Below are 19,260 nucleotides of genomic sequence, written 5' to 3' on the forward strand. Positions count from 1 at the left end.
GTGCCATGCGACCCGTGACCGACCTGCAGCGCAAGATCGCGCCCTTCGACGTCGTGTCGGAGTTCGAGCCAGCGGGCGACCAGCCGGCCGCGATCGCCGAGCTGGCGCGGCGGATCGAGGCGGGGGAGCAGGACGTCGTCCTTCTCGGCGCGACCGGCACGGGCAAGTCGGCGACGACGGCGTGGCTCGTCGAGCGCCTCCAGCGACCCACCCTCGTCCTCGCCCCGAACAAGACGCTCGCCGCGCAGCTCGCGACCGAGTTCCGAGAGCTCCTGCCGAACAACGCGGTCGAGTACTTCGTCAGCTACTACGACTACTACCAGCCCGAGGCGTACGTCCCGCAGACGGACACCTACATCGAGAAGGACAGCTCGATCAACGACGAGGTGGAGCGGCTGCGGCACAGCGCCACCAACTCCCTGCTGACCCGCCGGGACGTCATCGTCGTGGCCTCCGTGTCGTGCATCTACGGCCTCGGCACGCCGCAGGAGTACGTCGACCGCATGGTCCGCCTGACCGTGGGCGAGGAGGTCGACCGGGACACCCTCCTGCGCCAGTTCGTGACGATGCAGTACACCCGCAACGACCTCGCCTTCACGCGTGGCACCTTCCGCGTCCGCGGGGACACCGTGGAGATCATCCCCGTCTACGAGGAGCTCGCCGTGCGCATCGAGTTCTTCGGCGACGAGATCGAGCGGATCTACACCCTTCACCCGGTCAGCGGCGAGATCGTCCGGGAGGAGGACGAGATGTACGTCTTCCCCGCCTCGCACTACATCGCCGGGCCGGAACGGATGGAACGGGCGATCGCCGGGATCGAGCACGAGCTCGAGGAGCAGCTGCGGACCTTCGAGCAGCAGGGCAAGCTCCTCGAGGCGCAGCGGTTGCGGATGCGGACGACCTACGACATCGAGATGATGCGCCAGGTCGGGTCGTGCTCGGGGATCGAGAACTACTCCATGCACCTCGACGGCCGGTCGCCCGGGAGCGCGCCGAACTGCTTGCTCGACTACTTCCCGGAGGACTTCCTCCTCGTCATCGACGAGTCGCACCAGACGGTGCCGCAGATCGGCGCGATGTTCGAGGGCGACATGTCCCGCAAGCGCACGCTCGTCGACCATGGTTTCCGTCTGCCGTCGGCCATGGACAACCGCCCCCTGAAGTGGGAGGAGTTCCTCGAGCGGATCGGTCAGACCGTCTACCTCTCGGCCACGCCGGGGGACTACGAGCTGGCCAAGAGCGACGGGTTCGTCGAGCAGATCATCCGCCCGACCGGCCTCGTCGACCCGGAGGTCGTGCTCAAGCCGACGAAGGGCCAGATCGACGACCTCCTGCACGAGATCCGCCTGCGCACCGACCGTGACGAGCGGGTCCTCGTCACGACCCTGACGAAGAAGATGGCGGAGGACCTCACCGACTACCTCCTCGACAAGGGGGTCCGGGTCCGGTATCTCCACAGCGACATCGACACGCTCCGTCGGGTCGAGCTGCTGCGCGAGCTGCGGCTCGGCGAGTTCGACGTCCTCGTCGGCATCAACCTCCTGCGCGAGGGCCTCGACCTGCCGGAGGTGTCCCTCGTGAGCATCCTCGACGCCGACAAGGAGGGCTTCCTCCGCTCGACCCGCTCGCTCGTCCAGACCATCGGGCGCGCCGCGCGGAACGTCTCGGGCCAGGTGCACATGTACGCGGACAAGATCACGCCCTCGATGGAGCAGGCGATCGAGGAGACGAAGCGACGCCGGGCGAGGCAGATGGAGCACAACCGCACGCACGGGATCGACCCCCAGCCGCTCCGCAAGAAGATCGCCGACATCACCGACATGCTCCAGCGCGAGGACGCCGACACCGAGCAGCTCATCGGGTCCGGGCGGAACCAGTCCCGTGGTCGCGCCATGGGTGGCGGCAAGGGTGCGCTGGCGGCCGACACGGGCCGGCTCGACACCTCGTCGATGGCCGCAAGCGACCTGGCCGACCTCGTGCAGGAGCTGACCGCGCAGATGCACCAGGCGGCGACCGACCTGCAGTTCGAGCTCGCGGCCCGGCTCCGCGACGAGATCGGCGACCTCAAGAAGGAGCTGCGCCAGATGCGCGCGGCGACGTCCTGACCGGCCCCGGGCGTTCGTCGTCGGTCCCGCGTCTGGCACACTGACGGCCAGCGGAGGGGAGTATCCCCGAACGAGGGCCTCGTCATCACGGGCTGCGCGAGCGGCTCCGGGGTCCCCGGCCCACGACGGGCGGGAGAGACCTCCGGGACACCCCTCGTTCCCGAAAGGTCAGCCGTGCCTGCCTCCGTCCTCGCGCTCCCGATGCTGGGCCCCGACAAGAGCTCCCTCGACCTGCCCGTGTGGGCGTGGTGGGTGACGATCGGCATCGCGGCCGCCGTCCTCCTGTTCGACATCGTGATGATCGCGCGCAACCCGCACGTGCCCTCCACGAAGGAGGTCTCGATCATCCTCAGCGCCTACGTCGGCGCGGCGATCCTCTTCGGCCTGGGGATGTGGTGGCTCGAGGGGGGCAAGCTCGCCGGGGAGTTCTTCGCCGGGTGGTTGACCGAGTACTCGCTCTCGGTGGACAACCTCTTCATCTTCATCCTCATCATGGCGAGCTTCGCCGTGCCCCAGCGCTACCAGCAGACGGCCCTCATGTGGGGCATCATCATCGCGATCGTCCTGCGCGGCATCTTCATCTGGCTCGGTGCCGCCGCGATCGCGCGGTTCTCGTGGGTCTTCTACATCTTCGGCGCCTTCCTCATCTACACGGCGATCAAGCTCGCGTTCCAGGGCGAGAGCGACGATGACGAGTACGAGGAGAGCTGGTTCGTCCGCTGGATGAAGCGGACCTTCCCGTCGACGGACGAGTGGAGCACGAAGCTCATCACCAAGGAGAACGGCCGACGGGTGATGACGCCGATGCTCATCGTCGTCATGGCGCTGGGCACGACGGACCTGCTCTTCGCCCTCGACTCGATCCCGGCGATCTACGGCCTGACGAACGAGCCGTACATCGTCCTGGTCGCCAACCTCTTCGCGCTCATGGGGCTGCGGCAGCTCTACTTCCTCCTCGGGGGCCTGCTGAAGAAGCTCGTCTACCTCAGCATCGGACTGGCGGTGCTCCTGGCCTTCATCGGCGTCAAGCTCCTCCTCCACGCCCTCCACGAGAACGAGCTGCCGTTCATCAACGGGGGCAACCAGGTCCACGTCCCGGAGATCCCGATCACCGTCTCGCTCGGAGCCATCGTCGTCATCCTCGGCGTCACGACGATCGCGAGCCTGTGGAAGTCCCGGCGTGACGCGCGGCTCGGGATCAGCCAGGACTGACCGCCGCCGCGGTGCGCTGACGGGCACCGAGCCCGAGGACGGCGACGCTCGCCGCGACGACGAGGGTGATCCCGATGACCCGTGTCGGCGACAGCCGCTGGCCGAGGACGACGAACCCGGCGAGGGCGGCCGCGGCCGGCTCGAGGGACAGGAGCACGCCGAAGACCCGTTCCGGCAGCGACCGGAGGGCGACGAGCTCGAGCGAGTAGGGCACCACCGATGACAGCAGCGCGATCGCCACGCCCAGGCCCAGTACGGGCAGCGGGGCCCGGACCGCGTCGGCGGCCCCGCTCGGGAGGACGACGAGCGTCGCGACGGCCATGGCCAGCGCCAGGCCGCCGAGCCCCGGGAAGGAACGACCGACCCGGCTGCTGAGCAGGACGTACCCGGCCCAGAAAGCCCCGGCGGCGAGGGCGAGAACGATGCCGACCGGGTCGGCACCGGAGAGGCCGGACGTGGCGCCGGACGCGAGGAGGACCCCGACCGCCGCGACGAGCACGGCCGCCAGGTCCCGGGCGCGCCGCGAGAGGACCGCGGCGAGGGTCAGCGGGCCGACGAACTCGACCGTCACCGCGACGCCGATCGGGAGGCGGCCCAGCGCCGCGTAGAACGCGAGGTTCATCAGTCCGAGGGCGCAGCCGAAGCCGACGACCTCCCACCACGCGCCCGGTCGGTGCCCGCGCAGCGTCGGGCGGGCGATCGCGAGGAGGGCGAGCGTCCCGATGACGAGTCGCAGGACGACGGTGGGTCCGGCACCGATCGTCGGGACGAGCCGGGCGGCGAAGGCGCCGCCGACCTGGACGGAGACGACCGCGAGGAGGACGAGGCCCGCCGCACGCGCCGTCGCGGGCCCGGCGACCGGGACGGTCACCAGCCGCGCTCGCGCCACTCCGCGAGGTGGGGGCGCTCGGCGCCGATCGTCGTTCCCTCGCCGTGCCCCGGGTGCACGACGGCGTCGTCGGGCAGGACGTCGAACAGCCGTCGCTCGACGTCCTCGATGAGCTGGTCGAAGGACTGGTAGTCGTAGTGCGTCGTCGCCCCGACGCCGCCGGGGAAGAGGCTGTCGCCGGTGATCACGTGGGTGCCCTCGGGGTCGCGGTGGATGAGGGCGACCGATCCGGGGGTGTGCCCGCGCAGGTGGGCGACCTCGAGGTGGACGCGACCGACGGTGACCGTGTCGCCGTGCGCGAGGACGTGGTCGGGCTCGACCGGCAGGTGCGCGGCGTCGTCCGCGCCGGCGACCGTCTCGGCGCGGAAGGTCTTGGCGACCTCGAGCAGGGCGCGGGTGTGGTCCTCGTGCCGGTGGGTCGTCACGATCGTCGCGATCCCGGACCCGCGGTCGGCGGCACCGTCCGCGACGAGGCGGGAGATGGCGGCGACGTCGTCGGCGGCGTCGACGAGCAGCTGCGCGCCGGTGGAGGGACAGGTGAGGAGGTAGACGGCGTTGTCGAGGGTGCCGACGCGAATCCGGCGGATGACGAGGGAACCCGTCCGGCCCACCACCTCCGAGAAGGGCGCGGGGCGGTCGGGCGTGGTCTCCGGAGTGGTCTCCATGGCCCCATCCTGCCAGCGTTGTCGGAGCCGCCACCTAGGCTGACCGCCGTGAATGCCCGCCCCACCGCCCGACGCTCCGGATCGGCCGCCCACGACGTCCTCCTCGTCCGAGGGGCCCGCGAGCACAACCTCAAGGACGTGTCCGTCGAGCTGCCGCGGGACGCGCTCGTCGTCTTCACCGGGCTGTCGGGCTCGGGCAAGTCCTCGCTCGCGTTCGACACGATCTTCGCCGAGGGCCAGCGGCGGTACGTCGAGTCGCTCTCGGCGTACGCCCGCCAGTTCCTCGGCCAGATGGACAAGCCGGACGTCGACTTCATCGAGGGTCTCTCTCCGGCAGTCTCGATCGACCAGAAGTCGACGAACCGCAACCCGCGCTCCACCGTGGGCACGATCACCGAGGTCCACGACTACCTCCGTTTGCTGTACGCCCGGGCCGGTCGCCCGCACTGCCCGCGCTGCGGCGAGCCGATCACGCGCCAGACGCCGCAGCAGATCGTCGACCTGCTCGTCCGGCTGCCGGAGCGCACCCGCTTCCAGGTCCTCGCCCCGGTCGTCCGCGCCCGCAAGGGGGAGTACGTCGACCTCTTCGCCGAGCTCCTCTCGAGCGGCTACTCACGGGCCCGTGTCGATGGCGAGGTCGTCTCCCTGTCGGACCCGCCGACGCTGGAGAAGCAGGTCAAGCACACCATCGACGTCGTCGTCGACCGGCTCGTCGCGAAGGGTGAGGACCCCTCGGCCAAGCGGCGCCTCACGGACTCGGTCGAGACGGCCCTGCGGCTCGCCGACGGGATCGCCGTCGTCGAGCTCGTCGACCTCGCCGAGGGTGAGTCGATCACGCTCGAGACCCCCACCGGTCCGGTCGAGTTCCCCGCGGAGCGCCGCTTCTCCGAGCGGCTGGCGTGCCCGAACGGCCACCCTCTGGCGATCGACGACGTCGAGCCGCGATCCTTCTCCTTCAACAGCCCGTTCGGCGCCTGCCCGGACTGCTCGGGCATCGGAACCGAGCTCGAGGTCGACCCCGAGCTTCTCGTCCCCGACGAGGACCTCTCGCTCGCCGAGGGGGCGATCCAGCCCTGGAGCCAGGGACAGTCGGCGCAGTACTTCCAGCGCGTGATGACGGCCCTGGGCAAGGACCTGTCGTTCTCCATGGACACCCCGTGGCGCGCGCTGCCCAAGCGGGCCCGGACGGCTTTGCTCGAGGGGCACAACCACAAGGTGCACGTCACCTATCGCAACCGGTTCGGCCGCGAGCGCTCGTACTCCACCGGGTTCGAGGGCGTCATCCCGTTCATCAAGCGGCGGCACGCCGAGACCGAGTCCGAGCACAGCCGCGAGAAGTACGAGGGCTACATGCGGCAGGTGCCCTGCCCGACGTGTGGCGGGACCCGGCTGAAGCCCGAGGCACTCGCGGTCACCGTCGGCGGCCTCAGCATCGCCGAGGTCTCGGCGATGTCGATCGCCGACGCCGCACGATTCCTCGCCGGTGTCGAGTTCACCCACCGCGAGCGGCAGATCGCCGAGCGGGTCATCAAGGAGATCGACGCCCGGCTCGGCTTCCTCCTCGACGTCGGCCTCGAGTACCTCTCGCTCGAGCGGGCGGCGGGCACCCTGTCCGGCGGCGAGGCGCAGCGGATCCGCCTGGCGACCCAGATCGGCTCAGGGCTCGTCGGCGTCCTCTACGTCCTCGACGAGCCGAGCATCGGCCTGCACCAGCGCGACAACCACCGCCTCATCGAGACGCTGACCCGCCTGCGGGACCTGGGGAACACCCTCATCGTCGTCGAGCACGACGAGGACACGATCGCGACGGCCGACTGGGTCGTCGACATCGGCCCCGGGGCGGGGGAGCACGGCGGGAAGGTCGTCCACTCCGGGCCGGTCGCGGGCCTGCTCGAGCACCCGGACTCGATGACCGGGAAGTACCTCTCCGGTCGGCTCGAGATCGCGGTCCCGACGGAGCGCCGACCGATCGATCCCGAGCGCTCCATCACCGTCGTCGGCGCGAGGGAGCACAACCTTCGCGGTGTCGACGTCACCTTCCCCCTGGGGGTGCTCGTCGCGGTCACGGGGGTGTCCGGCTCGGGGAAGTCCACGCTGGTCAACGACATCCTCTACAACGTCCTGGCGAACAGGCTCAACGGTGCGCGGCACGTTCCGGGCCGGCACAAGACGGTGACGGGCCTGGAGCACCTCGACAAGGTCGTCCACGTCGACCAGAGCCCCATCGGCCGGACGCCCCGCTCGAACCCCGCGACGTACACCGGCGTGTTCGACCACGTGCGGCGCCTCTTCGCCGAGACGGAGGAGGCGAAGGTGCGCGGCTACCAGCCGGGCCGGTTCTCGTTCAACGTCAAGGGTGGGCGCTGCGACGCGTGCTCGGGCGACGGGACGATCAAGATCGAGATGAACTTCCTCCCGGACGTCTACGTCCCGTGCGAGGTGTGCCACGGGGCGCGGTACAACCGGGAGACGCTCGAGGTGCACTTCAAGGGGAAGTCGATCGCCGACGTCCTCGACATGCCGATCGAGGAGGCGGAGGAGTTCTTCGGGGCGGTGCCCGCGATCGCCCGGCACATGAAGACGCTCAACGCGGTCGGGCTCGGCTACGTCCGGCTCGGCCAGCCGGCGCCGACCCTCTCCGGGGGTGAGGCCCAGCGGGTCAAGCTCGCCGCCGAGCTGCAGAAGCGGTCGACCGGTCGCACGGTCTACGTCCTCGACGAGCCGACGACGGGCCTGCACTTCGAGGACATCCGCAAGCTGCTCCTCGTCCTCCAGGGCCTCGTCGACAAGGGCAACACCGTCATCGTCATCGAGCACAACCTCGATGTCGTCAAGAGCGCCGACTGGATCATCGACATGGGCCCCGAGGGCGGCTCCGGGGGCGGGACGGCCGTCGCGGAGGGCACCCCCGAACACGTCGCGACGGTCGCGGAGTCCCACACCGGGACCTTCCTCGCACCCGTCCTCGCGAGGTCGGGAACGGCGTCGAGCCCGCCGCAGGCGACGCCCAAGCGGACGAGCGCGAAGAAGACAGCCGCCACGAAGGGGAAGGCCCCGGGCGGCGCCGCTGCGAGCAGCACGCGGGCGTCGACGACGGCGCCAACGACGAAGAAGGTGTCGTCCAAGGCTGCGGCGGCCGCCCGCCGAGCGAAGCGGAGCGGCTGACTCAGTCCTCGCCGAGGTAGGCCTTGCGGACCTCGTCGCTCTCGAGCAGCTCGGCACCGGTTCCCGCGAGGACGATCTTCCCGATCTCGAGGACGTACCCGCGGTTGGCCCGCCGCAGCGCGGCACGGGCGTTCTGCTCGACGAGGAGGATCGTCGTCCCCTGCTCCTGGAGGGTCACGACGGTCGCCATGATGCGCTTCATCATGAGCGGCGAGAGACCCATCGACGGCTCGTCGAGCATGAGCAGGTCGGGCCGTGACATCATCGCGCGGCCCATCGCGAGCATCTGCTGCTCGCCGCCGGAGAACGTCCCCGCCGGCTGCTTCGCCCGCTCGCCCAGGATCGGGAAGAGCTCGTACGCAGCATGGAGGTCCCGTCGTACGTCGTTGTCCCGGCGCTGGAAGGCGCCGAGCATGAGGTTCTCCTCGACGGTCATCCGAGGGAAGATTCGTCGGCCTTCGGGGGAGTGGGCGATCCCGAGCCCGGTGATCTTGTGCGGGGGGACCGCGTCGATCGGCCGTCCCTTGTACCGGATGGAGCCTGACGTCGGGCGCAGCAGACCGCTGATCGTCCGCAGCGTCGTCGTCTTCCCGGCGCCGTTGGTCCCGATGAGCGTGACGACCTCGCCCTCGTCGACGTGGAAACCGATGCCCTTGACCGCGGCGATCTTCCCGTAGTGGACCTCGAGGTCCTCGACCTGCAGCAGCGGGCTCATCGCGTCCTCTCCACGTCGTCCTCGGGACGCAGCTCGCCCCCGGCGCGAAGGACCTCCCGGTCCTCGTCGGTCAGCTCGTCATGGGAGATCTCGTCGTCGTCCCCGCCACCGATGTACGCCTCGATGACACGGGGGTCCGACTGCACCTCGCCCGGCGTGCCCTCGGTGAGGGTCTCGCCGCGCACGAGGCAGGTCACCCGGTCGCACAGCTGGAAGATGAACCGCATGTCGTGCTCGATGACGACGACGGCCAGGCCCATCTCCCGGATGCGGAAGATGAGGTTCATCGTCTGCTCGGTCTCGATGGGGTTCATACCGGCGGTCGGCTCGTCGAGAAGCAGGACCACCGGGTCGGTGGCCAGGGCGCGGGCGATCTCTAGCTTGCGCTGCTCCCCGTACGGCAGGTTGCGCGCCAGGTGCTCTGCCTTTCGGCCGAGGCCGACGAACTCGAGCAGCTCCTGCGCCCGCTCTCGCGACTCACGCTCCTCGCGCCGGTAGGTCGGACCGCGCAGGATCGACGTCACCGGGCCCGCCTTCGTCCGGCAGTACCGGCCCACCATGACGTTCTCCAGCGCCGTCATGTTGGCGAAGAGCCGGATGTTCTGGAAGGTGCGGGCCATGCCGGCGCGCACGACGCGTCCCGGCCGCGGGGGCAGGTTCCTCCCGCGCAGCATGACGCGGCCGGAGGTCGGCTTGTACATGCCCGTGAGGCAGTTGAAGAAGGTCGTCTTCCCAGCCCCGTTCGGCCCGATGAGACCGACGATCTCACCCTCGTGGACGACGAGGTCGACGCCGTTGACGGCCGTGAGCCCGCCGAAGCGCATGACGACGTCGCGCGCCTCGAGCACGATCTGCGTGGCTGCGGTGGGAGCGGCCATCTCGCCGTTCGGTGGTGCCGTGCTCATCGTGCAACCTCCACGTGCTGCAGGCCGGCCTCGTCGGCGAGCTCGTCGTCGTCCTCGTGGAACTCCAGCCGGCGGCGGCGGCTCGCGACCATCCCCTCGGGCCTGAAGCGCATCATCAGCACGAGCAGCAGGCCGAAGATGAGGAGGCGGTACTCGTTCAGGAACCGCAGCTTCTCCGGCATCATCTTCAGCAGGACCGCGCCGAGGAGGACACCGGCGACCGTTCCCATGCCGCCCAGGACCACGGCCGCGAGCAGGAAGGCCGACTCCAGGAACTGGTACTGGTCGGGACTCACGGAGCTGTCCTGGTGGGCCTTGATCGTCCCGGCCAGGCCTGCGAGGAAGGCGCCGCCGGCGAACGCGAGGAGCTTGAGCCCGAACACGTTGACGCCCATCGCCTCTGCTGCCCGCTCGTCCTCGCGGATCGCCACCCAACCGCGGCCGATGCGGCTGTCGTTGAGATGGGTGAACACGAGGACGATGAAGGCCGTGAGGACGAGCAGCAGGAAGTAGTAGTTCGCGTACCGCCCGAGCGTGATGCCCAGGACCTCGTGCTTCTGCCCGAAGTCGAAGTCCGGGAGCCCGATCCAGTGACCCGGGATCACCAGGTCGGGGATGGCCGAGATCCCGTTGGGCCCGCGGGTGAGGTTCGGACCGTTCTTCCCGTCGAGGTTGAGCATCGTCAGGCGGAAGATCTCGCCGAACGCCAGCGTGACGATGGCCAGGTAGTCACCGGACACCCGCAGCGTCGGCGAGCCCACGAGGAGCCCGAGGCAGGCGGACACGAGGGCGCCGATGAGCATGACGACGAGGAACGGCGGCTTCCAGTGGACGGTCGTGGCGAAGATCGACGTCGACAGCATCGCGGCGACGTACGCGCCGGCCCCGAGAAAGGCGATGTAGCCCAGGTCGAGCAGGCCGGCGAGGCCGACGACGATGTTGAGCCCGATCGCGGTCGCGGCGAAGATCAGCACGCCGGAGGCGATCGACATGTTCGCATCGGACCCGTCCTGGGTGAACGGGAAGAGGAACGCCACGGCGAACGCGGCCAGGGTGAGCACCCGCCGGTGGCGCTGGGCGATCATCGAGAACCACTGGAAGAACCCCGCGCGGGCGAGGGCGGCGCACGCCACGATCGTCGCGACGATGAGCAGGACGAAGACCCAACCGTCCTTCTGCCCCAGCGCGTAGGCCGCGATGACGAGCGACGCGGCGAGCAGCGCGGCGATCGTGGCGATCTCGGCCCACCCGGGGATGCGTGCGGCGCGGAAGTCGTGAAGCTCCCGCTGCGGCAGGAGCAGACCGCCGGCCAGCACGAGGATCGCGCCGACCAGGGCGACCCACGCGCCCTCGTTCGCGTTGATCAGTCCGCCTGCCGTCGCGCTGATCGCCACGAGGGCGAGCAGCACGTACGCCAGTGCGCCCGCGCCCAGGGTGCGCAGCCCGAGCGTGACGTCGAGCCAGCGGCCGATGCGCCCGAGGGGACGCTCACCGAGCGTCAGGAGCACCGCGAGAGCGCCGAGTGCCATGGCGAAGATCTGGAGGGTCGCGGGCCAGAACCGGACCGCGACATTGCCCAGGACGCGGTCGTCGAAGCACCAGGACAGCAGGCCGCTCACGACCAGCAGGACCCCGCCGGCGAGGGCGAGGGCCCATCCCGTCGTCGCGTGCCGCTCCCGGCCGTGGTCGGGGATGCGGGTGAAGGTCAGCGGCCTCATGCGCGGTCCACCACCCGGGCACCGAGCAGCCCCTGCGGTCGGAAGACGAGGACGAGGATGAGGAGGCTGAACGCCCACACGTCCTTCCAGGACGAACCGCCGAAGGTCCCGGGGATGTACTCGGTCGCCATGGCCTCGACGACGCCGAGGACCAGACCGCCGAGGACGGCCCCACCGATGTTGCCGATACCGCCGAGCACCGCGGCGGTGAAGGCCTTGAGCCCGGCCATGAACCCCATCCTGAAGTTGATGTTCGCGTTCATCAGACCCTGCGCGACCCCGGCGACCGCAGCGAGGGCGGCGCCGATGGTGAAGGCGATGACGATGATGCGGTCGACGTCGATCCCCATGAGGCGAGCGGTGTCGGGGTCCTGGGAGACCGCCTGCATGGCGCGGCCGGTCCGCGTGCGGTTGACGAACCACCACAGGAGGGCCGCGGCCATGAGCAGGCACCCGATGGTGAAGAGCGCGGACCGCTGGATGACGACGGAGCCGAGGACGAACGGCTCTCCCGTGACCCCGTCGATCTGGGGGAAGACGATCTTCTTCTTCGCGGACGGGAGGTCGAGCCCGGGGATGCTGCCGTAGAAGAGGCGGATCGCCTCCTGGAGGAAGATCGAGATCCCGATCGCCGTGATGAGCGGCGCCAGTCGCGGAGCGTTGCGCAGCGGTCGGTAGGCCACGCGTTCCATGACCACGGCTGTTCCGACGGACGCGGCGACGGCACCCATGACGAGGATCGGGAGGACCCACAGGGCGGTCTGCCCCTGGAACAGGAGGAGGTAGGTCGTCAGGGCGCCGAACGCGCCGATCATGAAGACCTCGCCGTGGGCGAAGTTGATGAGCTGCACGATGCCGTAGACGACGGTGTAGCCGACGGCGATCAGGGCGTACAAGGACCCGATGGTCAGGCCGTTGACGAGCTGCTGGGCGAACTGATCCACGCCGCTCTCCTGGGGGTATCGGGGCGGTGGGAGGGCACCGTCGGGCGCCCTCCCACCGTCAGAGGAGGTGGCGGCACGTCAGTCCTCGAACTCCTCGGTCTTCACGTCGGCCCACTTGCCGTCCTTGACCTGGTACACGGTGAGGACCCGGGTCGTCGTGTCGCCGTACTCGTCGAACGCGACCTTGCCGGTGACACCGTCGAAGGAGACGTCCTTCATCGCGTCGATCGTCGCCTGACGAGCCTCCTGGGGGCTCTCGGCGTCCTTGAGGGAGACCTTCAGCGCCTCGATGATCGCCCGCGCGGCGTCGTAGGAGTAGGCGCCGTAGGCCTCGTACGGGTCCTTGTACCCGGCGGCCTCGTAGTCGGAGATGAACTTCTTCGCCGACTCGAGCTTGTTCGTCGGGGCGCCGACGGAGGTCGCGCGGTCGCCCTCCGAGGACGTCCCGGCCAGCTTGACGAACTCCGGCGAGAAGATCCCGTCACCGCCCATGAGGGGGACCTTGAGCCCGGCCGCCTTCATCTGCTGGCTGAGCGGCCCGGCCTGCGGGTACTCGCCGCCGTAGTACACGGCGCCCGGCTTCTTGCTCTTCACCCGTGAGACGACGGCGTCGTACTTGTCGTCGTCCGGGTTGATCGTCTCGGCGGCGACGATCTTCCCGCCGAGCTTCTCGTACTCGGCCGTGAATGCCTCGGACAGGCCCTGGCCGTAGGTCTTCTTGTCGTTGATCGTCGCGACCTCGGTGATCTTCGCGGTCTCGTACAGGTACCGAGCGGCGAACGGGCCCTGCACCGCATCGGTCGTGCAGGTGCGGAAGTAGTTCGCGTAGGTGCGCTTCGGGTCCTCCTCCGGCTTGGGCCCGCGGGTGAGCGTCGGGTTCGTGTTGGCGGGGCTGACCATGACGACGTCCGCCTTGTCGAGGATCGGCTGGACGCCCTCCGCGACGGAGGAGTTCAGCGTGCCGACGACACCCGCGACCTGCTCGTCCGCGACGAGGTCGGTCGCGGCGTTCTGACCGGGCTCCTTGTTGCCCGTGTCGTCCTTCGGCTCGACCTCGATGGTCCAGCCGTCGAGCTCGCCCGACTCGTTCGCCTGCTTCGCGGCGAGCTCGACAGAGTGCTGGATGCCCAGACCGAGGGCGGACAGGTCGCCCGAGAGCGGGGCGATGACACCGATCTTGACGACCTTCTTGTCCCCGTCACCCCCGTCCGAGCTGTCCGAGCCGCCGCCGCGGGTGCCGCAGGCGGACAGTGCGAGGGAGGCGACGAGCATCGTCGCACCGACGGAGATGATGGATCGCTGGGACACGGTTCCTCCACAGGGTCGTTGGGGCGTGGTTGCCCCGATCCCACGCCCGGCGCGGGTGGCCGAAGAGTACGGCGGGTCGGCGTGCGTGTGTCGTGCCGAACGACACCTCGTATCCGTCTCGTGACCTTCGTGGGAGGATCGGCCCCGACCGCAACTCGACCCCCTGGACGGCCATGACCGACGACGCCCGCCCCGTGCCATCCTCGATCCACGCCCCTCAGCCCGGTGGACCAGCCCGCCGCACGGTGCTCGGGGTCGCGGGCACGACCGGAGCCGCTGCCGCTCTCGGCGCCTGCGGCTCGGACGGTGCCGGCGGGACCTCGACAGGGGGCGCCACGGCAGGCGGAGCCTCCGACCCGGTGTCGGTTCCCGTCGCCGACGTGCCCGTCGGAGGGGGGAAGGTCGTCGGCCAGAGCGTCGTCGCCCAGCCGACGGAGGGGTCCTTCACCGCGTTCTCCTCGACCTGCCCGCACGCCGGCTGCGCGGTCTCGGAGGTGACGAACGGGACGATCATCTGCCCGTGCCACGGATCGCAGTTCGACGCGAGCACGGGGGACGTCACCGGCGGACCCGCGACGGCGGGCCTCGAGAAGCGGACCGTACGGCGCACGGGCGACACGCTCGTCGTGTCCTGAGGTCCGTACCCTCGAGCGGTGGCCGATCCGTCCTCGTACCGCCCCGCCCCGGGGTCGATCCCGACCGACCCGGGCGTCTACCGGTTCCGGGACGAGCACGGTCGGGTCATCTACGTCGGCAAGGCGCGCTCGCTGCGGCAGCGGCTCTCGTCGTACTTCCAGGACGTCGCCGGGCTGCACCCGCGCACCGCGCGGATGGTGCGCACCGGCGCGTCCGTCGAGTGGACCGTCGTCGCGACCGAGGTCGAGGCGCTCCAGCTCGAGTACGCGTGGATCAAGGAGTTCGACCCCCGGTTCAACGTCAAGTACCGGGACGACAAGTCCTACCCGTACCTCGCGGTGACGCTCGGCGAGGAGTTTCCCCGGGCCCAGGTGATGCGGGGGGAGAAGCGCACGGGCACGCGGTACTTCGGGCCGTACACCCACGCGTGGGCGATCCGCGAGACGCTCGACCTGCTGCTGCGCGTCTTCCCCGTCCGGACGTGCAGCGCCGGGGTGTTCCGGCGCGCCGAGCAGGTCGGACGCCCGTGCCTGCTCGGGTACATCGACAAGTGCAGCGCGCCGTGCGTTGGGCGCGTCGACGCCACCGAGCACCGTCGGATCGCGACCGAGCTGTGCGACTTCCTCGCCGGGGACACCGGCCGCTTCGTCCGGTCCCTCGAGCGCGAGATGAAGGCTGCCTCCGACGCGCTCGACTTCGAGCGGGCCGCCCGGCTGCGCGACGATCTCGGCGCCCTCAACCGGGCGATGGAGAAGTCGGCCGTCGTGCTCCCGGACGGCACCGACGCCGACGTCTTCGGCCTCGCCGACGACCCGCTCGAGATCGCCGTGCAGGTCTTCCACGTCCGCGGCGGCCGGATCCGCGGCCAGCGCGGGTGGGTCGCCGAACGTGACGCCGAGAGCCTGGCCGACCTCGTCGAGGGTCTGCTCCAGCAGGTGTACGGCGGGGACGGGGGAGAGGGTGTCCCGCGGGAGGTCCTCGTCCCCGTGCTCCCGGCGGACCGGGCCAGCGTCCAGGCGTGGCTCAGCCAGCGGCGCGGGTCCCAGGTCGACCTGCGCGTGCCGCAGCGGGGGGACAAGCGGGCGCTCATGGAGACGGTGACGAAGAACGCGAGCCAGTCCCTCGCCCGGCACAAGGTCGCCCGCGCCGGTGACCTCACGGCCCGCAGCCAGGCTCTCGAGGAGCTGCAGGAGGCCCTCGAGCTGCCCGAGACGCCGCTGCGGATCGAGTGCTTCGACATCAGCCACGTCCAGGGCACGAACGTCGTCGGGTCGATGGTCGTCTTCGAGGACGGGCTTCCCCGCAAGGCGGAGTACCGCCGCTTCATCGTCCGCGGGGACGTCGGCGTCGACGGGGCAGGACCGGACGGGACGCCGCGGGTCGACGACACCGCGGCGATGCACGAGGTGCTGACCCGGCGCCTCCACCGGCACCTGCGGGACACGACGGAGGCGATCGCCCAGCCGGTCGACCCCGAGACCGGCCGCCCGCGGCGCTTCGCCTACCCCCCGAACCTCATCGTCGTCGACGGGGGCCTGCCCCAGGTCAACGCGGCCCAGCGCGTGCTCGACGAGCTCGGCGTCGAGGACGTGCGCGTCGTCGGGCTGGCGAAGCGGCTCGAGGAGGTGTGGCTGCCGGGCGACGACTTCCCGGTCATCCTTCCGCGCACCTCGGAGGGCCTCTACCTGCTCCAGCGGGTCCGGGACGAGGCCCACCGGTTCGCGATCACCTTCCACCGGGAGCGGCGGAGCAAGGCCATGACGACGTCGGCGCTCGACGGCATCCCCGGCCTCGGGCCGGCCCGGCAGCGCGCCCTGCTCACGCACTTCGGGTCCGTCGCGCAGATCCGTGCGGCCACCGTCGAGGAGCTGACCGAGGTGAAGGGGGTCGGGCCCGCCCTCGCGGCGACGGTCGCCGAGCGGCTCGCCGCAGAAGAACCCGGGGTTGCGGTCGACCCCGCGACGGGCGAGATCATTGACCCGCCACCCCCGCCGAACCCCGGAGAGGCCGCGCGATGAGCGAGCAGACCCCCGACCGTCGGTACGCCGACCCCGTGACCATCGCGGCAGACACCCCGACCGGCCGGATCCCGGTGTACCACCGGGAGTCGCAACCGTCCTCGATCGAGTTCGTCGTGCTCACGGGGATGAGCGGCGCCGGCCGCTCGACGACCGGGAACGTCATGGAGGACGCGGGCTGGTACGTCATCGACAACCTCCCGCCGCAGCTGCTGCAGTCCGTCGCCGACCTCGCGGTGCGGATGCGCAGCCACACCCCCGAGGACCGCACCGTCCGGGTCGCCGTCGTCGTCGACGTGCGCTCGCGCAACTTCTTCGCCCAGCTCTCCGGTGCGCTCGCGGACATGCGCAACCGCGGCTGGCACCCGCACACCGTCTTCCTCGACGCCACGGACGAGGCCCTCGTGCGGCGTTTCGAGAGCGTCCGGCGTCCCCACCCGCTGCAGGGGGACGGACGCCTGCTCGACGGCATCCAGCGCGAGCGGCTCGTCATGGCCGATCTCCGGTCGTCCGCCGACGTCGTCATCGACACCTCGGGCCTCAACGTCCACCAGCTCGCCCGGAAGATCACCCCGCTGTTCGCGGGGGTCGACCGCCACCGGCTCCGCATGGCCGTCCTGTCCTTCGGGTTCAAGTACGGGGTGCCGCTGGACGCCGACTTCGTCTTCGACATGCGCTTCCTGCCGAACCCGTACTGGGTGCCGGAGCTGCGGTCCTCGACCGGGCGGGACGACGCCGTCGCGTCCTACGTTCTGCGCCAGGAGGGCGCCGAGGAGTTCCTCACGGGGGTCGAGCGGATGCTCGAGCCGGTGGTCGCCGGGTACATCCGCGAGGAGCGGCGCTACGTCACGCTCGCGGTCGGCTGCACCGGCGGCAAGCACCGGTCGGTCGCCATGGCCGAGGCCCTGCGGGGTCGCCTGGCGTCCGAGGACGTCGCGACCTTCGTGGTCCACCGCGACCTGGGGCGAGAGTGATGGCGCGGCTGCCGCTGCCGGGGCGCGGCACCGGCCCGCGGGTCGTCGCGCTCGGCGGCGGGCACGGCCTCGCGGCCTCGCTCGCAGCCCTTCGTCTCGTCGTCGAGGACATCACCGCGATCGTCACGGTCGCCGACAATGGCGGGTCGAGCGGACGGCTCCGGCGGGATTTCGACGTGCTGCCCCCGGGCGACCTGCGCATGGCGCTCGCGGCGCTGTGCGACGACAGCGAGTGGGGGCACATCTGGCGGGACGTCCTGCAGCACCGGTTCGTCGGCGATGGTGACCTCTCCGGGCACGCGCTCGGCAACCTCCTCATCGTCACCCTCTGGCAGCAGCACAGCGACCCCGTCCGGGGGCTCGACCTCGTCGCCCGGCTGCTCGGGGCGCGGGGGAGGGTCCTGCCGATGGCCTCGACACCGTTGCAGATGCGCGCCCGCGTCCGCGGTGACGACCCCGCCCGCCCCGACGAGGTCACCGAGGTCGCCGGCCAGGTCGAGGTGGCCCGGACGCCGGGCCTCGTCGAGTCCGTCGCGGTCGAGCCTGCCGATCCCGAGATCCCGGCGGAGACCCTCGCCGCGATCGAGGGCGCGGACTGGATCGTCCTGGGGCCCGGGTCCTGGTACACCTCGGTCCTGCCGCACCTGCTCGTCCCCCGGCTGCGCGAGGCCGTCGTCTCGGCGCCGGGCCGTCGCGCCCTCGTCCTCAATCTCGAGCTCGACACCTCCGAGACCAGCGGCTGGTCGGCGCCCGGCCATCTCGAGAGCCTGCGCGACCACGCGCCGGATCTGCGGCTCGACACGGTCCTGGCCGACCCGACCGTCGTCGACGACGTCGAGGAGCTCGAGGAGGCGTGCCGGGCCTTCGGCGCCCACCTCGTCGTGCAGCGCATGGGCCTGCGCGGCGAGCGCGGTGTCCACGACCCGCTGCGGCTCGGTGCGGCGTTCTCGGACCTGTTCGCGTGAGGTCCCCAGGTCGCCTCGGCGCGGACACCCGGAGGGTGCCGGTGGCAGGATGGCCGCCATGGCGATGACCTCGAAGGTGAAGGACGAGCTGAGCCGGCACGAGGTGACGAAGACCTGCTGCCGCAAGGCCGAGGTCGCCTCGACGCTGCGTTTCGCCGGCGGTCTGCACATCATCGGCGGCCGGATCGTCGTCGAGGCCGAGCTCGACACCGCGCACGTCGCGCGCCGGCTCCGTTCCGAGATCGCCGACCTCTACGGCCACGAGAGCGACCTCCTCGTGCTCGCTGCGAGCGGGCTGCGGAAGGGGACCCGGTACGTCGTCCGCGTGAGCAAGGACGGGGAGGCGCTCGCCCGGCAGACCGGTCTCGTCGACGGGCGCGGCCGTCCCGTGCGCGGTCTGCCCCCGAAGGTCGTCGGTGGTCGGGTCTGCGACGCCGAGGCCGCCTGGCGCGGTGCCTTCCTCGCGCACGGCTCGCTCACCGAGCCCGGACGCTCGTCCTCGCTCGAGATCACGTGCCCCGGCCCGGAGTCGGCCTTGGCCCTCGTCGGGGCGGCGCGGCGGCTCGGGCTGTCGGCGAAGGCCCGCGAGGTCCGCGGCGTCGACCGGGTCGTCATGCGGGACGGGGACGCCATCGCCGCGATGCTCACGCGGCTCGGTGCCCACGACGCGGTCCTCGCGTGGGAGGAGCGCCGGATGCGGCGCGAGGTCCGGGCGACGGCCAACCGGCTGGCGAACTTCGACGACGCGAACCTCCGTCGCTCCGCCCGCGCGGCCGTCGCGGCCGGCGCGCGGGTCCAGCGGGCCCTGGAGATCCTCGGCGAGGACATCCCGGACCACCTGCGGACCGCTGGCGAGCTGCGCGTCCAGCACAAGCAGGCCTCCCTGGAGGAGCTCGGCAGGCTCGCGGACCCGCCCATGACGAAGGACGCCGTCGCGGGGCGGATCCGCAGGCTCCTGGCGATGGCGGACAAGCGCGCAGCAGAGCTGGGCATCCCCGACACGGAGGCCTCGCTGACCCCGGACATGCTCGACGGCTGAAC

General features: G+C 70.8%; 15 protein-coding genes. 8 read left to right on the forward strand and 7 right to left on the reverse strand.

The genetic code is table 11. The features are described 5' to 3' along the window. Window positions 1-5 precede the first annotated feature (5 nt). Together uvrB and DAA34_RS08720 are read left to right on the forward strand one after the other, a co-directional pair. Complete coding sequence (gene uvrB / locus DAA34_RS08715) at window positions 6-2,105, forward strand: excinuclease ABC subunit UvrB (RefSeq protein ID WP_106818549.1); 2,100 nt, start codon at window positions 6-8, stop codon at window positions 2,103-2,105. A gap of 201 nt (window positions 2,106-2,306) precedes the next feature. After that, the gene (locus DAA34_RS08720) at window positions 2,307-3,317 is read left to right on the forward strand and encodes a TerC family protein (protein ID WP_106820006.1); all 1,011 of its coding nucleotides are present in this window, start codon (window positions 2,307-2,309) and stop codon (window positions 3,315-3,317) included. Here DAA34_RS08720 and DAA34_RS08725 read toward each other — a convergent pair. Both DAA34_RS08725 and DAA34_RS08730 read right to left on the reverse strand, forming a co-directional pair. Continuing rightward, window positions 3,304-4,188 (reverse strand): EamA family transporter, encoded by an 885-nt coding sequence (locus tag DAA34_RS08725; protein WP_106820008.1) that lies wholly within the window; start codon window positions 4,186-4,188, stop codon window positions 3,304-3,306. The genes DAA34_RS08720 and DAA34_RS08725 overlap by 14 nt on opposite strands. Continuing rightward, complete coding sequence (locus tag DAA34_RS08730) at window positions 4,185-4,871, reverse strand: MBL fold metallo-hydrolase (protein ID WP_106818551.1); 687 nt, start codon at window positions 4,869-4,871, stop codon at window positions 4,185-4,187. Before DAA34_RS08730 ends, DAA34_RS08725 begins: the two co-directional genes overlap by 4 nt. A 48-nt stretch (window positions 4,872-4,919) precedes the next feature. Between DAA34_RS08730 and uvrA the strand changes: the two genes are divergently transcribed. Beyond that, window positions 4,920-8,036: an excinuclease ABC subunit UvrA gene (uvrA, locus tag DAA34_RS08735; RefSeq protein ID WP_106818553.1), complete on the forward strand. Its 3,117-nt coding sequence runs from the start codon at window positions 4,920-4,922 to the stop codon at window positions 8,034-8,036. Window position 8,037: 1 nt separating this feature from the next. On the opposite strand, the gene DAA34_RS08740 is transcribed toward uvrA, so the two are convergent. From DAA34_RS08740 to DAA34_RS08760, 5 genes are all read right to left on the reverse strand, one after another. Next, entirely contained in the window at window positions 8,038-8,751 is a 714-nt protein-coding gene (locus DAA34_RS08740; protein ID WP_106818555.1) for an ABC transporter ATP-binding protein, read from the reverse strand. Then, on the reverse strand, window positions 8,748-9,656 hold the full coding sequence (locus DAA34_RS08745; protein ID WP_234354179.1) for an ABC transporter ATP-binding protein: 909 nt from the start codon (window positions 9,654-9,656) through the stop codon (window positions 8,748-8,750). The genes DAA34_RS08740 and DAA34_RS08745 overlap by 4 nt, the downstream gene beginning before the upstream one ends. Next, complete coding sequence (locus DAA34_RS08750; protein ID WP_106818557.1) at window positions 9,653-11,374, reverse strand: branched-chain amino acid ABC transporter permease; 1,722 nt, start codon at window positions 11,372-11,374, stop codon at window positions 9,653-9,655. The genes DAA34_RS08745 and DAA34_RS08750 overlap by 4 nt, the downstream gene beginning before the upstream one ends. Beyond that, complete coding sequence (locus DAA34_RS08755; RefSeq protein ID WP_106818560.1) at window positions 11,371-12,318, reverse strand: branched-chain amino acid ABC transporter permease; 948 nt, start codon at window positions 12,316-12,318, stop codon at window positions 11,371-11,373. Before DAA34_RS08755 ends, DAA34_RS08750 begins: the two co-directional genes overlap by 4 nt. Window positions 12,319-12,396: 78 nt before the next feature. Then, window positions 12,397-13,626 carry a branched-chain amino acid ABC transporter substrate-binding protein gene (locus DAA34_RS08760; RefSeq protein WP_234354180.1) on the reverse strand — a complete coding sequence of 410 codons (1,230 nt, stop codon included), beginning with the start codon at window positions 13,624-13,626 and terminating at the stop codon, window positions 12,397-12,399. Window positions 13,627-13,985: 359 nt separating this feature from the next. Here DAA34_RS08760 and DAA34_RS12500 point away from each other — a divergent pair, with 359 nt between their 5' ends. From DAA34_RS12500 to whiA, 5 genes are read left to right on the forward strand one after another with little or no spacing between them, the layout of a single operon-like run. After that, window positions 13,986-14,261: a Rieske (2Fe-2S) protein gene (locus tag DAA34_RS12500; protein ID WP_234354181.1), complete on the forward strand. Its 276-nt coding sequence runs from the start codon at window positions 13,986-13,988 to the stop codon at window positions 14,259-14,261. Window positions 14,262-14,279: 18 nt separating this feature from the next. Beyond that, entirely contained in the window at window positions 14,280-16,280 is a 2,001-nt protein-coding gene (uvrC, locus tag DAA34_RS08770; RefSeq protein ID WP_106818564.1) for an excinuclease ABC subunit UvrC, read from the forward strand. Next, window positions 16,277-17,254 (forward strand): RNase adapter RapZ, encoded by a 978-nt coding sequence (gene rapZ, locus DAA34_RS08775; RefSeq protein ID WP_106818566.1) that lies wholly within the window; start codon window positions 16,277-16,279, stop codon window positions 17,252-17,254. Before uvrC ends, rapZ begins: the two co-directional genes overlap by 4 nt. Further along, window positions 17,254-18,219: a gluconeogenesis factor YvcK family protein gene (locus DAA34_RS08780; RefSeq protein WP_106818568.1), complete on the forward strand. Its 966-nt coding sequence runs from the start codon at window positions 17,254-17,256 to the stop codon at window positions 18,217-18,219. Before rapZ ends, DAA34_RS08780 begins: the two co-directional genes overlap by 1 nt. 58 nt (window positions 18,220-18,277) lie before the next feature. Beyond that, complete coding sequence (gene whiA, locus DAA34_RS08785; protein ID WP_106818570.1) at window positions 18,278-19,258, forward strand: DNA-binding protein WhiA; 981 nt, start codon at window positions 18,278-18,280, stop codon at window positions 19,256-19,258. The last annotated feature ends 2 nt before the right edge of the window (window positions 19,259-19,260 follow it).

It is taken from the genome of Janibacter massiliensis, from assembly GCF_900289115.1.
GTDB classification, from domain to species: domain Bacteria; phylum Actinomycetota; class Actinomycetes; order Actinomycetales; family Dermatophilaceae; genus Janibacter_A; species Janibacter_A massiliensis.

Excerpts from the sequence above, each read along its gene's own strand:
- DAA34_RS08750 (WP_106818557.1), bottom strand. The coding sequence starts at position 11,374 with ATGAGGCCGCTGACCTTCACCCGCATCCCCGACCACGGCCGGGAGCGG.
- rapZ (WP_106818566.1), top strand. The coding sequence starts at position 16,277 with ATGAGCGAGCAGACCCCCGACCGTCGGTACGCCGACCCCGTGACCATC.
- DAA34_RS08780 (WP_106818568.1), top strand. The coding sequence starts at position 17,254 with ATGGCGCGGCTGCCGCTGCCGGGGCGCGGCACCGGCCCGCGGGTCGTC.
- uvrB (WP_106818549.1), top strand. The coding sequence starts at position 6 with ATGCGACCCGTGACCGACCTGCAGCGCAAGATCGCGCCCTTCGACGTC.
- DAA34_RS08730 (WP_106818551.1), bottom strand. The coding sequence starts at position 4,871 with ATGGAGACCACTCCGGAGACCACGCCCGACCGCCCCGCGCCCTTCTCG.
- DAA34_RS08740 (WP_106818555.1), bottom strand. The coding sequence starts at position 8,751 with ATGAGCCCGCTGCTGCAGGTCGAGGACCTCGAGGTCCACTACGGGAAG.
- whiA (WP_106818570.1), top strand. The coding sequence starts at position 18,278 with ATGGCGATGACCTCGAAGGTGAAGGACGAGCTGAGCCGGCACGAGGTG.
- DAA34_RS08720 (WP_106820006.1), top strand. The coding sequence starts at position 2,307 with ATGCTGGGCCCCGACAAGAGCTCCCTCGACCTGCCCGTGTGGGCGTGG.
- DAA34_RS08745 (WP_234354179.1), bottom strand. The coding sequence starts at position 9,656 with ATGAGCACGGCACCACCGAACGGCGAGATGGCCGCTCCCACCGCAGCC.